Source organism: Streptomyces sp. NPDC003248 (assembly GCF_055563235.1).
Window position 1 is genome coordinate 195,286 of sequence record NZ_JBVHDT010000011.1, and the last position, 12,401, is coordinate 207,686.

The following is a 12,401-nucleotide window of genomic DNA, read 5'->3' on the forward strand; positions in this document are numbered from 1 at the left end:
CTGCTGGAGCACGTCACCGTCCTGATCGCCTCCGACGACGAACTCCCCGTCGGCACCGCAGCCTTCACCGACCGCTCGCCGAGGAGGCCGCCGTCGACGCGCTGCTCGCGGCCGGGGTACGGGAGGTGGTCGTCAAACGCGGGGGAGTGGGGGCCGCCTTCCACGACCGGAACGGCGCCCGGCACACGGTTCCGGCTCTGCGGGTGCCCGTACGGGACACGGTGGGGGCGGGTGACGCCGCTGGGCCGGCGGCAGGCTCGTCTGCGCCGACATCCTCACCGGCCGTCTCCGCACCGAACGCGACACGCCAGGAGCACACGGTCCGCGTGCGCCGCGCGCCGCACCGTCGCAATCTGGACGCATGACGTATCGGTGCGCGACGAAAGGTGGCCCATGACATTCGCAGTCATCGGTGGTACCGGCCTGATCGGGTCGCGGGTCGTGAAAAAGCTGAAGGCCGACGGGCACGAGGCCGTGCCGCACTCGCAGTCCACAGGTGTCGACGTGATCACAGGGCAGGGCCTGGCGGAGGCGGTGGCCGACGCCGACGTCCTCGTCAACCTGACGAATTCTCCGACCTTCGACGACGCCTCACCGGCTTTCTTCCAGACCTCGATGGACAACCTGCTGGCCGCCGCCCAGAAGGGCGGGGTGGGCCACGTCGTCATCCTCTCGATCGTCGGCGCGGACCAGGTACCCGGCCTCGACTACTACCGGGCCAAGGTCCTGCAGGAAGACGTCCTCAAGGCCGGGCCGGTCCCCTACTCGATCGTCCGCGCCACCCAGTTCATGGAGTTCATGGACGCCATCCTGTCCTGGACCACCGAGGGCGACACCGTCCGCCTGCCCACCGTCCCGCTCCAGCTGATCGCCGCCCAGGACGTCTCCGACGCGGTCGCCGAAGTCGCCGCCGGTGCCCCTTTGAACGGCACCCTCGACATCGCCGGGCCCGACGTCCTCCCCCTCGACGAACTCGGCCGGATCACCCTCGATGCCCATCCCGACGGCCGCACGGTCGTCACCGACGACACCGCCGGCATGTTCGCCGCCGTTCAGGGCGATGCTCTGATCGCCAAGGGTGACGCCCGTATCGCCCCCACTCACTACCGCGACTGGCTCTCCCGAACCACGACCGGCCGGCCCGCCGCTGGAGGCAGGCGAGCCTGAGCGTGTGATCGAGGCCGGGGAGACGTTCTGGGAGCCGGGGCGGCGATGTCATCCATTACCAGGACGGGAACAACCGGACGGACTCTCGGCGCCGCTTCCTCGTCACCATGATGTGTGCGCAGGGTCAGCCCATGCTCACCCTGGTCGACGACGAAGAGTCGGCAGAGCGTCCTCCCGCTGCTGGCGGTACTGTTCGCCCGGCTCCGCCTTCACGAGCTCGTCTGCCATGGGTCGTCCTTCCGCTGCCGGCGTCGCTGGGCCCGAGACCGGGACGGGGGGGCTGATCGGACGAGTCCTGCTCCAACTCGACGGCCGGCCACCGGAAATCGCCGAGTCCGTGCCGTTGCAACCCACCGACGTCGCCACCAGCACCGCGGCGCCCGCCGCTGCCCGGATGGCATGTGCTGCACGGATGGCATGTGTAGTACGCAAGCTTGGGCGCGGTCGCCTGGGCTCGACGGAGTGCGTGGCACGGGGCACGTACGCGCTGTGATGAAATGGCTACTGATCAGCGGTCGTGGAGGGGGAGAGATGACGGCAGACGCGGAGCGGTTCCGCCGGGATGGGCACCAGGTCGAGAAGTGGTCGATCGGGTGGATGCTGTTGTCGCTGGCGATGTGGGCGTGGTTCGGCTACCGGTTCCTGCTGGAGGACGACCGGGGACTCTACGCACGCGCCGAAGACAGCCGCACCCTGGTGGGCATACTCGCGCTCGCGATCATCCCGACGATCATCACGGCGGCCACCCTCGTGTACGCCCGGGTCCTGTTCCGCCTGGCTCGCCGGACCGGGGCTGAGGCCGGGTGAGGGATCCCGGGGCGAGACGTGCGGCGGATCGCCCGCACACCGCACGGGCAGCCGGGGGATCACCGCCCGGCGCACCGCCACAGGGAGGCTGAATGCTGAACTCGGCGCCCGGGCCGGGTGAGTGAGCAGGCTCCTTGCGGACCCGGGCCACCCGTGGAGCTGCCCGGCCCGCTGGTCCTCCGGAGTCCGCGCGGTTCGGGAGCCTCTGGCCCGCGTCCAGCACCGTCGCAAGGCCCTCCCCGCCTCCCAGAGGCAAAAGCAAAGGTTTTCGCGTTAGAATGCCGTCGTGGTAGACCGCTCACAGACCTCCCGCCCGGGTGGCAGGACCGCCCGCGTACGCGCCGATGTGTACGGTGCTGTGGAGTCGTTGTTGCGGGAGCGGCCCGTCGCGGAGCTGACCATCGCCCAGGTCGCCGAACGCTCGGGCGTGCACCTGGGCACCCTCTACCGTCGTTGGGGCACGCTGGACGCGATTCTGCTCGATGTCGTCACCGAGCGGCTCAGCCGGCGGTCGCCCATGCCGGACACCGGGACGCTGAGCGAGGATCTGCGGGAGTACGCGCGGCAGGCAGCGGCGGATCTGGCCGGGCCGGAGGGGCAGTTGCTGCTGCGGACCCTGGTCGCCGTGCGCCTGGGGGCGAACGGGGAGACCGAGTCGTCGCCCGCGCTCAGTCGGCGGTTCGACGAGCTGGGGGAACTGCTGGACCGGGCCGCGGCGCGCGGTGAGAAGCCGCCGACGGTGCAGGAGGTCTTCGAGGTCGTCATCGCGCCCCTGATCGCCGGGCTGCTCTTCGGCGCGGAGCCGCAGGGGCTGGAGGCGGTCGACCGGCTCCTCGGCCGGCTGGACCTGATCAGCGGACAGGGCTGAGGCAACGGGCGACGCCCGGCGAAGAATGCGGGGCGGGACGCCCTGACTGTCCGGCCGCTACCGGGGCCCGGCCCCGGGTGGCCGACTCGGCGACCCTTCGCACCCTCACAACTGCCATGTCTCGGTGAGCCGGAGGAGCCTCTCGGCGAGGGGGCGGCGGACTCGGGGCCGCTGTCGCTGCCGGGGCGCGCGGCGAAGACGAGTGAGACACGCAGCGGCGCCGGCGCGATCTCGTAGAACGCCCGTGCGCTGGGCGCGCTTCCGCAGGCGGCGGCTCGGTCGAGTACGGCCCGCAGGGCGGCGAAGCGGTCAAGCAGGGCCGGCGGCGGGAGCCGGGCGGGTCGGCCATGCACTCCACGCTAACGCGAAGGGTTTCTCTTTTGGTGGGGACGGTGCTACTTTCAGGGTTCTAACGCGAAAATATTCGCCTTAAGGAGCTCCGTGATGCGTCCTGTGCTGTTCGAGGACAACCCGTCCTTCTGCCTCGAGACCCTGCGGTCCTTCGGCCACCTCGCCTACGGCGGCGCCGACTTCGGCGAGGTGCTGACCACCGCGCAGCGGATCCGCGGCGAACACGGCTACCACGCGCTGTCCCGCGACGGCCCCGGCCAGCCCGACCCGATGCACCGCGAGAAGCGGCCCTTCCGGCCCGACTGGGTCCGGCGCGCAGCGCCTGGCCTCCGCGCGGATCGCCGACCGGCTCGACGACACCCTCCGCTACGCCGCCTGAACCGACGCGGGGACGACCCACCTCGCCGCCGGCCGCCATGCGGCGGCACGGCCGCACCAACCCCTTCACCCAGAAAGCAGAAAGAGTCATGACCGGCACGATCACCACCACCGCGCACGGCGACACCGTGGACGACGACGCCGTACGGTCCGCCGCGCGGCGGACCTTCAGGAACCACCTGGAGTACCTGTCCTCCGGGCGGATCGGCGAATGGACGGAGCTGTTCACCGAGGACGGTGTCCTGGAGTTCCCGTACGGGCCCCAGGGCTTCCCCTCCCGGATGGAGGGAAAGGAGGCGCTGTACGCGTACATGAAGAACTTCCCGGAGCACTTCGACGTCGCATTCGTCGATCTGCACTTCCACGGGACGACTGATCCGGCGCTGGTCATCGCGGAGTTCAAGAGCGTGGGCACCGCCCGCGCCACCGGCCGGCCGTACCACCAGACGTACATCTCGGTGGTGACGACCGTAAACGGCAGGATCAGCCGTTACGTCGACTTCTGGAACCCGCTGGTGGGCATGGAGGCTCTCGGCGGCGGCGCCGACACGGCCGTCTCGGCCTTCGGCGACGACTGACCCCGCGCCCCGCCGGGCGGCGGGCGGGCCACGCGCGCCCGCCGCCCGGCCGTCCCCCCTCTCAGGCAAGCGGCCCGCCGCTTCGAGCGATTCGGGCAAGCGGTCCACCGCTCCCTGCTCCATCGCTCCCGCGCTCCACCGGAAGGTTCCCCCTGTCATGCCGTCTCCGTCCCAGCGCCGCGGGACCGGGCTTCTCCTGGCCCTGCTGGCCTTCTCCCAGTTCATCAGCGCGATCGACTGCAACATCGTCTACGCGGCCCTGCCGGAGATCGGCCGTGAGGTCGGCTTCGACGGGCACAGCCTCCAGTGGGTCGTCAGCGGCTACGCGGTCGCCTTCGGCGGCTTCCTGCTGCTGGGCGGCCGGGCCGCCGACCTCGCCGGCCGCCGCCGCACCTTCGTCACCGCCCTGGTCCTGTACGGCCCGCCTCGCTGGTCGGCGGCCTGGTGAACGAGCCGGGGCTGCTGGTCGCCGCCCGCGCCGTGCAGGGGGTGGACGCCGCCCGGTCCGCGGGGCTGGTCGGGCCGGTCTCCCTCCAGTTGCAGTACAACCTGCTGGTGCGGGAGGTGGAGTGGGAGCTGGTGCCGGCCGCCGAGTCCACCCGGCTCGGCCTGATCCTGTTCTCCCCGCTGGCCGGAGGCGTGCTGACCGGCAAGTACCGCCCCGGCACCGCGCCGGGGTCCGGCTCGCGGCTCGCGCACCCGATGTACGGCGCCGTCTTCGGCGGCAAGATCCGCGACGAGCGCACCTGGGAGGTGCTGGCCGCCCTTGAGAAGCTCGCCGCCGGGCACGGCCGCACCCCCGCGCAGCTCGCCCTCGCCTGGGCGGCCGCCCGGCCCGGCGTCGCCTCGGTCCTGGTCGGGGCGCGCACCGCGGACCAGCTCCGGGCGAGCCTGGCGGCGGCCGAACTGACGCTGGGCCGCGAGGACACCGAGTTGCTGGACCGGGTCAGCCTGCCCCGCGTCGACTACCCGTACGGCCCGATGGCTCAGGGGCTGCGCAGCCGCGCGGTGAACGCGGCGGCCTGACCGGACCTGTCCTCCTAGGGGGCAGGCGGCCGGGTGCGGGTGACGGTCCCTCAGGAGCGCCGTGACCGCTTGGGGTGATGCGCGTCGAGCCGGACACAGTTTCACCCTGAGCCGAGCGGTCATCGCGCAGGGAGCGGCGGCGCACCTGTTCGGCGGCCCCGGCCACCCGATGCCCGAGGTGCCGGACGAGCCGGCCCGCGCCTGGGTCTCTTCCCGCGGCGCGGTCCGAGCCGACCCTCGACCACGTCGTCGGCGAACTCCGGCCGGCGGGAGTCACCTTCGGTCATCTCTGGCGTCTCCCTTGATCATCAGATCCGCCGTCGATCAGCCACTGCCCGGCGGATCATGTGGCCGTGATGGCGCCGAGTCAGTTCTCGTGGGCCGGACTGCGCTCGGTCGCGAGGCGTTTCCGCCCCTCGGGCACGGGCAGGACCGCCAGTGCGGTGTCTGCAATGTTCCGCAGCGTCTCCGGGGCCAGGCCGGCCTTGCCCACCGCCTCGATACCGCGGACCACCGTCAGCAGCAGTGCCGCCAACCGCTCCGGATCCGCGGCGCTGTCGATGTCGCCGTGGCGCTGGGCGGCGCTGATCTCCGTCCGCAGCAGGGTCAGCAGTGCCGTCATGGTCTCGGCCGACCGTCCGGCGACCGTCGGATCGTGCTGGGCCAGTTCCGCCGCGCCCTTGGCCAACAGGCACCCGCGGCGCTCGGTGTCGGAGGCGGTGTTCTCCGCCATCAGGCGCACGTATCCCGACAGCCGGGCCAGGGCCTCTGCGTCCGGGCCGCCTGCCAGCCGCGCTTCGGCCACCTCGACGACTGCGGTGCACCAGTCGCCGAACACGCGGTGGAACAGCTTGCCCTTGTCGCCGAATGCGCCGTACAGGCTGCCCTTGCCCAGGCCGGTCGCCCGGGCGATGTCGTCCATCCGGGTTCCGGCATAGCCGGTCGCCCAGAACTGTTCCCGGGCCCGCTCCAGGACTTGGCGTTCGTCGAATGCGCGTGGTCTCGGCATGGTCTCAGCCTAGCCATTCTTGACTCGATCGTCCATTACCGCCTACGTTATGGACGATCCATTCCACAACCGAGGGGGTTCGACATGCCAGGCGTGCTGCGGGAGAAGGTGGCCGTCATCACCGGAGGGACCAGCGGGATCGGGCTGGCCATCGCCCACCGCTTCGTCCGGGAGGGCGCACGGGTCTTCGTGACCGGCCGGGACATCGCCCGCCTCGAAGCGGCGGTCAAGGAGATGGGCCCGGCGGCCACCGGCGTACGATCCGACGTCTCGGTCCTGGCCGACCTGGACGCGCTCTACGCGCGAGTCCGCGAGGAGGCCGGCCGCATCGACGTGCTGGTGGCCAACGCGGGAATCGTCGCGGACGCCGCGCTCGGCGCCCACACCGAGGCGAACGTCGACCTGACGCTCGCCGTCAACGTCAAGGGCCCACTGTTCACCGTTCAGAAGGCGCTTCCGCTGCTGGCGGAGAACGCCTCCGTCGTCGTCGTCGGCTCGAGCAACAGCGTGCGGCCCAATGAGCACCTCGAGGTCTACAGCGCCTCGAAGGCGGCGGTGAGCAACCTCGTGCACAACTGGGCCCGGCAGTCGCGGGAGCGCCGATTCCGGGTCAACGTCCTCAGCCCGGGACCCACGCGGACCCCTGGCCTGCTGGGCGCCGCGGGGCCGGACGTCGACCGGTTCGCCGAGGCCGTCGTGCCACTGGGGCGGCTGGCCGACGCGGAGGAAATCGCCGAGGCCGCCCTCTTCCTGGCCTCGGACGCCTCGTCGTTCGTCACCGGCGCCGAACTCTTCGCCGACGGCGGCTACACCCGGGCCTGAACGACGGCCGGTGGTGCGCACCCGGCTCCCTCGAAGCGATGGGACGCACCACCGGCCGCGCATGTGTGTCGTACGAGGCCCAGTGCGCCTGAGGCGTCGTCTCATGAGTTCGACGCCGACGAGCCGGTCGGCGTAGACGTGGAAGGTCTCGCGGGGCCCCTGCTCGGAACCGCTCGGGGCGCCGCCGAGGGATCGGCGGCGCCCCCTTTCCTAGCCCGTCAGAGCCCGTCAGAGCCCGTCAGGGCCCCTCACAGCCCGTCGGACGATCCGGCAGTCACCCGAACGCGAAGGCCCGGATCGTGGTCTGCTCGACGGAGTTCCCGGAGGTGTCGACCCCGGTGATCTTCAAGGAGACGTGACCTTCACCGCGGGGCCGCGGTACGTGCGCTCTCCAGCCGGCCGCGATGCGCACCAACGGTTCCGTCGCCCACGTGGCACCGTCGTCGAAGGACACCTGCGCGGTCACCGTCCCGATCTTCTCACCGGTGGCGTACCCGGGGTCGAGGGTGATGTCGACGGTGGCGGACGGGCCACGGACCCGGCCGGTGAGGTCGGTGTGCGCGTCGGCCCGGACGGTGTACAGCGGCGCGTACGCGGCGGTGGCCGCCTGCGCCGAGTGGAACGTCCACCGTGTGTGGACGCCGGTCGCCAGATCCGTCCACGCCGCTTGCCGCGTGGCGGTGCCGGTGAGCGTGTACGTACCCGCGCTCGCCGGGACGGTGAAGCTCGCCGAGGTGCCGCTGGAGGTTCCCAGCGTCACGCCGTCCCGCGCCAAGGTCAGCGATCTGGTCGCCGTGCTCGTGCCCATGTGGGCGGCGGTGAAGGACGAGAACGGCGCGTACGCCACGGTGAGCCTGTCTGCACCGGCCGCGCGACTGGCGTACGCCGCACTGGTCTGCGGCGAACCGAACCAGTCGACCTGGCTGTTTCCCTTCGCTCGCTCCGTGAAGGGCGTGCTCTCGGACGCCAGCTGGGCGCCTTCGCCGTCGTAGTAGCTCACCTGACTCGCCCACGACGTACCGGGCTCGGTGCTGTAGTAGTGCACGACGTCGTCGCCGTAGGGCACGACGTGCGGGAGGGTGGGGAACGAATAGCCGCCGAAACTGGGGTAGTCGCTCTGCCGTCCGAAGGCGCTGGCGGGCGTTGCGGGCGCGTGGTAGTTCTCGCGCACGGCCGCCAGATCCCGGTTCTGCCGGCGCAACGTGGCCTTGGCGGGCACGCGGTTGCCGAAGGAGTGGATCAGGTTGTAGGCGTACCGGCCGGCGACGGGTTCGTCGAGGTACGGATCGGCCGGCGGGTCGATTTTGTTCGTGCGGTAGAACACCTCGTACCGCCGGTCGGTCACCGCGGGGGTGGGGGTGGCCGTGAGGTTGTTCCGGGTTCCGCGGATCCCGGTCAGATGGACACCGCCTCCGTACACCGTGCCGTTGAGCGTCTGGAGGGCGTAGAAGGTCTGGTAGGCGTCGTATGCCTCGGGTCGGTCGACCTTGATGGACACCGGGGTCGTCTCGGACTGGTCGAAGGCGACGTCGATGTCGTCGTCGACGACGACGCTCGGCTTGAGCGTGTACCCGACGTCCCTGGTGTTCTCCTCGTCCGTCGGGTAGTAGGCGTATCCCTCGAAGCTGTAGGTGCCCTTCGGGAGCCTGGCGTAGAGCTGTCCGGCTTTGTAGTCGATCCCGAGGGTGTGGCGTTTCCCGGTGGTCAGGTTGAGCGGACGGCTCATGGCGATGCTGCCGTAGGACACCGCGTCACCGTTCTTCGCGGTGATCGGAAAGTGCACGGTGTGGGTCTCGACCTCTTTGTAGGCGCCGACGGCCGTGAGGATACGGGTGTCGCCGTCCACGGCCGTGACGACGCCCCCGTACACGCCGAAGTCGTCAGCGGACGGGTCCATCGTCAACGTGACGTCGGCGGTGCCGTGCGCGGGCACCACCACCGCGGTCCGGTCGAGGCCGTACAGGTCGGTGGCGGCGCCGGTGGCGTTGTTCTTCGCGGCGAGGCTCAACGCCAGGTTCAGGTCGCTGTCACCGTCGTTGTGATACGTGACGGTCTTGGTCACGGGCTTGTCGGCGGGGTACTCCAGGTACGTGGAGATGCTCGCCGGGGACGCGTACGCGGACTGCGTCACACCGCGGGTCAGGTCGACGCGGCCGGTGCCCTGCTGGAACACCGTGTAGGCGCCGGGGACGGCTGTGGAGGTCAGGAACGGCTTGAGCTGCCTGGCCGTCCAGTCCGGGTGCAGCTGCTTGAGGATCGCCGCGGCCCCGGCCACGTGGGGCGTGGCCATCGAGGTGCCCGACATCTTCGTGTAGTACTGGTTCACCGGGGTGCCCGCGGATCCGGTCGAGGAGCGTCCCGCGATGACGGCGACGCCGGGTCCGGTGATGTCGGGTTTGATCGCGCCGTCGAACACCCGGGGGCCCCGGCTGGAGAACGACGCCAGCGCGTTCCCCGAGTCGACCGCTCCGACCGTCAGCGCCGCGTCGGCGGAACCGGGTGATCCGACGGTCTCCGCCGCGCCGGCGTTGCCCGCCGCCACGACGAACAGGGCGCCGGTCTGCTCGGTGAGGGCGTCGAGCGCCAGGGACTCCGGGTCGGTGCCGTCGGAGGCGTAGCCGCCGAGGCTCATGGAGATGATGTCCGCGCCCTCGCCCGCCGCCCACTCCATGCCGTCGATGACGCTGGCCTGTGTGCCGCTGCCGCTGTCACCGAGCACCTTGCCGACGATGACGGTGGCGCCGGGGGCGACACCGACGTACTTGCCGTCGGAGGCGGCGGCGTCACCGGCGATCGTCGTGGCCACGTGCGTGCCGTGGCCGTGCATGTCCTGGGTGCCGTTGGGGCTGCCGGTGAAGTCCTTGGCGTCGGCGACCCGGCCTGCCAGGTCCGGGTGGGTCCGGTCGTACCCGGTGTCGAGCACGGCGACCGTGGTGCCCGTACCGTCGTACCCGGCTGCCCAGGCGTCCGGAGCGCCGATCTGCGGCACGGAGACGTCGTCCCGCACCTCCATACGGCCGTTGAGCCAGACCCTCGACACGTGCGAGCCGAGGTCGAGAGTGGATGCCGTCTCGTCGGTGACGAGGGTGTCCCACAACGCGCCGGCGCTGGACTTGTCCTGGTCCAGGGCGACGGCGTCGATGCTTTCGAGGGTGTGGGTGACGTGGGAGCCGCCGGCGAGCGTACGGTGTGTCGCGCCGGGCTGGTCGTAGCTGACCAGCAACGGCAACGCGTCGGTGTCGGCGTCGGTGTAACCCGCGGCGGCCAGTTCGGTGAGGTCGAACAGGCGCGCGTCGAGTTTCCCGGCGTGGACGAGGGCCTCGGCGTCGAAGGGGATCAGGCTGACGTGGTCGGTCCCGTCGGGACCCGGGCCGCGCTCCTCGCGGTAGCCGATGCCGCGGCGGCCGGGCGCCGGGTCGATCGTGTAGGTCAGCTGACCGTCCACATGGGCCACGGTCACCACGTCACCGGTGATGAGCGTGATCGTCTCGGCCGAGTCGAACGCTTGGCTGACTCCGCCGCTGAAGACACCGTCGGCGACCGGACCGGCGACCGGACCGGCGGCCGCTGACGGCGCGGGCAGGAGCGCGGCCAGAGCGACGCTCAGAACGACGGCGGACGGCAAGCCGCGTCTTAACTTCACCAACATGAAGTTGTCTCCCCTCCTGCACCCGCCACATTGACGGGTACACGACAGGGATCCTAAGTGTTCCCGGCTTGCTCGGGAAGGTCTAGACCTTACCGTGTGAAGAGGCGTGCCGGTCCTCGACGTCGGCACGGCCGGCCGACCGTGCCGACCGTCGGTCTCGGCAAGCGGCCGTCCTGGTGGGCCGGCGGCGAGCAGCGGCCGCTGCCGGGCAAGTGGTCCCAGCCGGGCAGCAAGAGGCGACACCATGCGGGCCGGACGGGAGTACGCCGCTGTGCGGGGACAACGTCATCGGGCACTTGCGCAGGCGGTCAGGAGACGTCGTGGACAAGGCGTTCCGAGGCCTCCGCCGCGCGCAGGCGACGGTCGAGGGTGTAGCGGCGCTGGACGAGGAGGGCAAGCAGCATCAGGGCCGCCGGCAGCAGTCCGAAGCCCAGGCGCAGGGCGGTGAGGGCGGTGCCGGGCTGGGTCACCGCCTGGCCGGCCGCGCTGGCGGTGAAGCCGCTGAGGGCGAGCAGTCCGGCGTAGAGGTAGGGGCCGAGCGCGGCGCCGGTCGCCTCGGCCGCGGTCCAGACCCCGGTGTAGGCGCCGGCCGTGGAGGTGGCCCCGCTCGCCTCGATCACGTCCGGCATCATCGAGAAGGGCAGCAGTTGCATCGCCGCGAACGCGACACCCAGCACCGCCACCGCGCTGACCGACGCGGGCAGTCCGAGCGGCCGCCCGACGGCGAGGATGAGTGAGCCGAGCGCGAAGACCCCCTGTGCGACGAGGAGCAGCGGCTGCTTGCCGAAGCGGCGTGCGGCGGCGACCCAGGCCGGGGTGGCCACCAAGGCCGGCGCCACGAAGGCGGCGACCAGGACAGTGGTGAGCCGGGGACGGCCGAGTTCGTACTCGGCGTAGTAGGGCACGGCGGCGAGCACCAGGTGGCTGGTGGTGGACATGGCCAGGTACGAGCCGGTGAGCAGCCGGAACTGGCGGTCGCGCAGCGCGCCGCGCAGGGCGCCGAGCCCGCCGGGGCGGGCAGCCGGAACCGGTGCGGGCACCGCAGCGGTGAGACGACGTACCCCGCGGATGCCCAGCGCCATCGTGGCCAGCATGCCGAGGCCGAGCATCACGCCCATCCGTGCGTAACCCCGGCGGGTGGGGTCGTCCTGCCCGGTGATCAGCGGCGCGACCAGGCCGCAGACCAGGATGCCCGCGGTGAGCACCACCATCCGGAAGCCCATCAGGCGGGTGCGCTCGGCGTAGCCGATGCCGAGGTCGGCCGGGGCGGCGAGGTAGGGCACCTGGTACAGGGCGAAGAGCAGGTTGCCGCAGACGAAGGCGACGGCGACCCAGGCCGCCGCGGCCGGACCGGTGATGCCGCCTGGCGGTGCGAAGAGCAGGGCGAAGGCGACCGGCAGCGCGCAGGCGGCGGCCATCAGCAGGCGCCGGTGGCCGCGGCGGGCCAGGTCCGCGTCGGACAGCCGGCCCACCCACGGGTGGAGCAGCACATCGGCGATCTTCGGCAGCAGCAGCACCAGCCCGGCCAGGGCGGGGGCGACCGCCAGGACGTCGGTGAGGAAGTAGAGCAGCAGCAGGCCCGGCACGGTGACCCAGGCCCCCATGGCCAGCGAGCCGCCGGAGAACATCAGCAGCCCGCTGAGGGGCAGCCGGTTCCCGCGCGTGGGCGCGTCATGCGCCGCTGTCCGGTTCGCCTGCGACACGTCTCCACCCCTGCCAGATAATCCAACACTCGCTGGATAGTTT

General features: G+C 71.4%; 12 protein-coding genes and 1 pseudogene. 10 read left to right on the top strand and 3 right to left on the bottom strand.

Annotated features, from left to right (window positions below):
* Positions 1–146: 146 nt before the first annotated feature.
* The 9 genes and pseudogenes from ACZ3KJ_RS24975 to ACZ3KJ_RS25015 all read left to right on the top strand — a co-directional run bounded on the left by ACZ3KJ_RS24975 (position 147) and on the right by ACZ3KJ_RS25015 (position 5,175).
* The gene (locus tag ACZ3KJ_RS24975) at positions 147–365 is read left to right on the top strand and encodes a hypothetical protein (RefSeq protein WP_467530304.1); all 219 of its coding nucleotides are present in this window, start codon (positions 147–149) and stop codon (positions 363–365) included.
* 28 nt (positions 366–393) lie between these two features.
* Positions 394–1,167, top strand: coding sequence for an SDR family oxidoreductase (locus ACZ3KJ_RS24980; RefSeq protein ID WP_467530177.1), 774 nt, complete (start codon positions 394–396; stop codon positions 1,165–1,167).
* Positions 1,115–1,337 (top strand): annotated as a pseudogene (locus ACZ3KJ_RS24985) (cupin domain-containing protein); the annotation flags it as partial. The gene ACZ3KJ_RS24980 and the pseudogene ACZ3KJ_RS24985, both read left to right, overlap by 53 nt.
* 361 nt (positions 1,338–1,698) lie before the next feature.
* Positions 1,699–1,974 (top strand): hypothetical protein, encoded by a 276-nt coding sequence (locus ACZ3KJ_RS24990; RefSeq protein ID WP_467530178.1) that lies wholly within the window; start codon positions 1,699–1,701, stop codon positions 1,972–1,974.
* A 286-nt stretch (positions 1,975–2,260) separates the two neighbouring features.
* Positions 2,261–2,842 carry a TetR/AcrR family transcriptional regulator gene (locus tag ACZ3KJ_RS24995; RefSeq protein ID WP_467530179.1) on the top strand — a complete coding sequence of 194 codons (582 nt, stop codon included), beginning with the start codon at positions 2,261–2,263 and terminating at the stop codon, positions 2,840–2,842.
* Between the two features lie 444 nt (positions 2,843–3,286).
* On the top strand, positions 3,287–3,664 hold the full coding sequence (locus ACZ3KJ_RS25000) for a hypothetical protein (protein ID WP_467530180.1): 378 nt from the start codon (positions 3,287–3,289) through the stop codon (positions 3,662–3,664).
* Positions 3,661–4,149, top strand: a complete 489-nt coding sequence (locus tag ACZ3KJ_RS25005) for a nuclear transport factor 2 family protein (RefSeq protein WP_467530181.1) — start codon at positions 3,661–3,663, stop codon at positions 4,147–4,149. The genes ACZ3KJ_RS25000 and ACZ3KJ_RS25005 overlap by 4 nt, the downstream gene beginning before the upstream one ends.
* A 157-nt stretch (positions 4,150–4,306) precedes the next feature.
* Entirely contained in the window at positions 4,307–4,597 is a 291-nt protein-coding gene (locus ACZ3KJ_RS25010; protein ID WP_467530182.1) for an MFS transporter, read from the top strand.
* Positions 4,594–5,175: an aldo/keto reductase gene (locus tag ACZ3KJ_RS25015; RefSeq protein ID WP_467530184.1), complete on the top strand. Its 582-nt coding sequence runs from the start codon at positions 4,594–4,596 to the stop codon at positions 5,173–5,175. The genes ACZ3KJ_RS25010 and ACZ3KJ_RS25015 overlap by 4 nt, the downstream gene beginning before the upstream one ends.
* A gap of 367 nt (positions 5,176–5,542) precedes the next feature.
* Here the strand turns inward: ACZ3KJ_RS25015 and ACZ3KJ_RS25020 are convergent, their stop codons facing one another.
* Positions 5,543–6,184: a TetR/AcrR family transcriptional regulator gene (locus ACZ3KJ_RS25020; RefSeq protein ID WP_467530185.1), complete on the bottom strand. Its 642-nt coding sequence runs from the start codon at positions 6,182–6,184 to the stop codon at positions 5,543–5,545.
* An 84-nt stretch (positions 6,185–6,268) separates the two neighbouring features.
* Here ACZ3KJ_RS25020 and ACZ3KJ_RS25025 point away from each other — a divergent pair, with 84 nt between their 5' ends.
* On the top strand, positions 6,269–7,006 hold the full coding sequence (locus ACZ3KJ_RS25025) for an SDR family NAD(P)-dependent oxidoreductase (RefSeq protein ID WP_467530187.1): 738 nt from the start codon (positions 6,269–6,271) through the stop codon (positions 7,004–7,006).
* A 274-nt stretch (positions 7,007–7,280) separates the two neighbouring features.
* On the opposite strand, the gene ACZ3KJ_RS25030 is transcribed toward ACZ3KJ_RS25025, so the two are convergent.
* Both ACZ3KJ_RS25030 and ACZ3KJ_RS25035 read right to left on the bottom strand, forming a co-directional pair.
* Positions 7,281–10,631: a S8 family peptidase gene (locus ACZ3KJ_RS25030; protein WP_467530189.1), complete on the bottom strand. Its 3,351-nt coding sequence runs from the start codon at positions 10,629–10,631 to the stop codon at positions 7,281–7,283.
* A gap of 332 nt (positions 10,632–10,963) precedes the next feature.
* Positions 10,964–12,358, bottom strand: coding sequence for an MFS transporter (locus ACZ3KJ_RS25035; RefSeq protein WP_467530190.1), 1,395 nt, complete (start codon positions 12,356–12,358; stop codon positions 10,964–10,966).
* Positions 12,359–12,401: the final 43 nt, after the last annotated feature.

Coding starts and splice junctions, on each gene's coding strand:
- ACZ3KJ_RS24980 (WP_467530177.1), top strand. CDS start 394: ATGACATTCGCAGTCATCGGTGGTACCGGCCTGATCGGGTCGCGGGTC.
- ACZ3KJ_RS24990 (WP_467530178.1), top strand. CDS start 1,699: ATGACGGCAGACGCGGAGCGGTTCCGCCGGGATGGGCACCAGGTCGAG.
- ACZ3KJ_RS25000 (WP_467530180.1), top strand. CDS start 3,287: ATGCGTCCTGTGCTGTTCGAGGACAACCCGTCCTTCTGCCTCGAGACC.
- ACZ3KJ_RS25005 (WP_467530181.1), top strand. CDS start 3,661: ATGACCGGCACGATCACCACCACCGCGCACGGCGACACCGTGGACGAC.
- ACZ3KJ_RS25010 (WP_467530182.1), top strand. CDS start 4,307: ATGCCGTCTCCGTCCCAGCGCCGCGGGACCGGGCTTCTCCTGGCCCTG.
- ACZ3KJ_RS25020 (WP_467530185.1), bottom strand. CDS start 6,184: ATGCCGAGACCACGCGCATTCGACGAACGCCAAGTCCTGGAGCGGGCC.
- ACZ3KJ_RS25025 (WP_467530187.1), top strand. CDS start 6,269: ATGCCAGGCGTGCTGCGGGAGAAGGTGGCCGTCATCACCGGAGGGACC.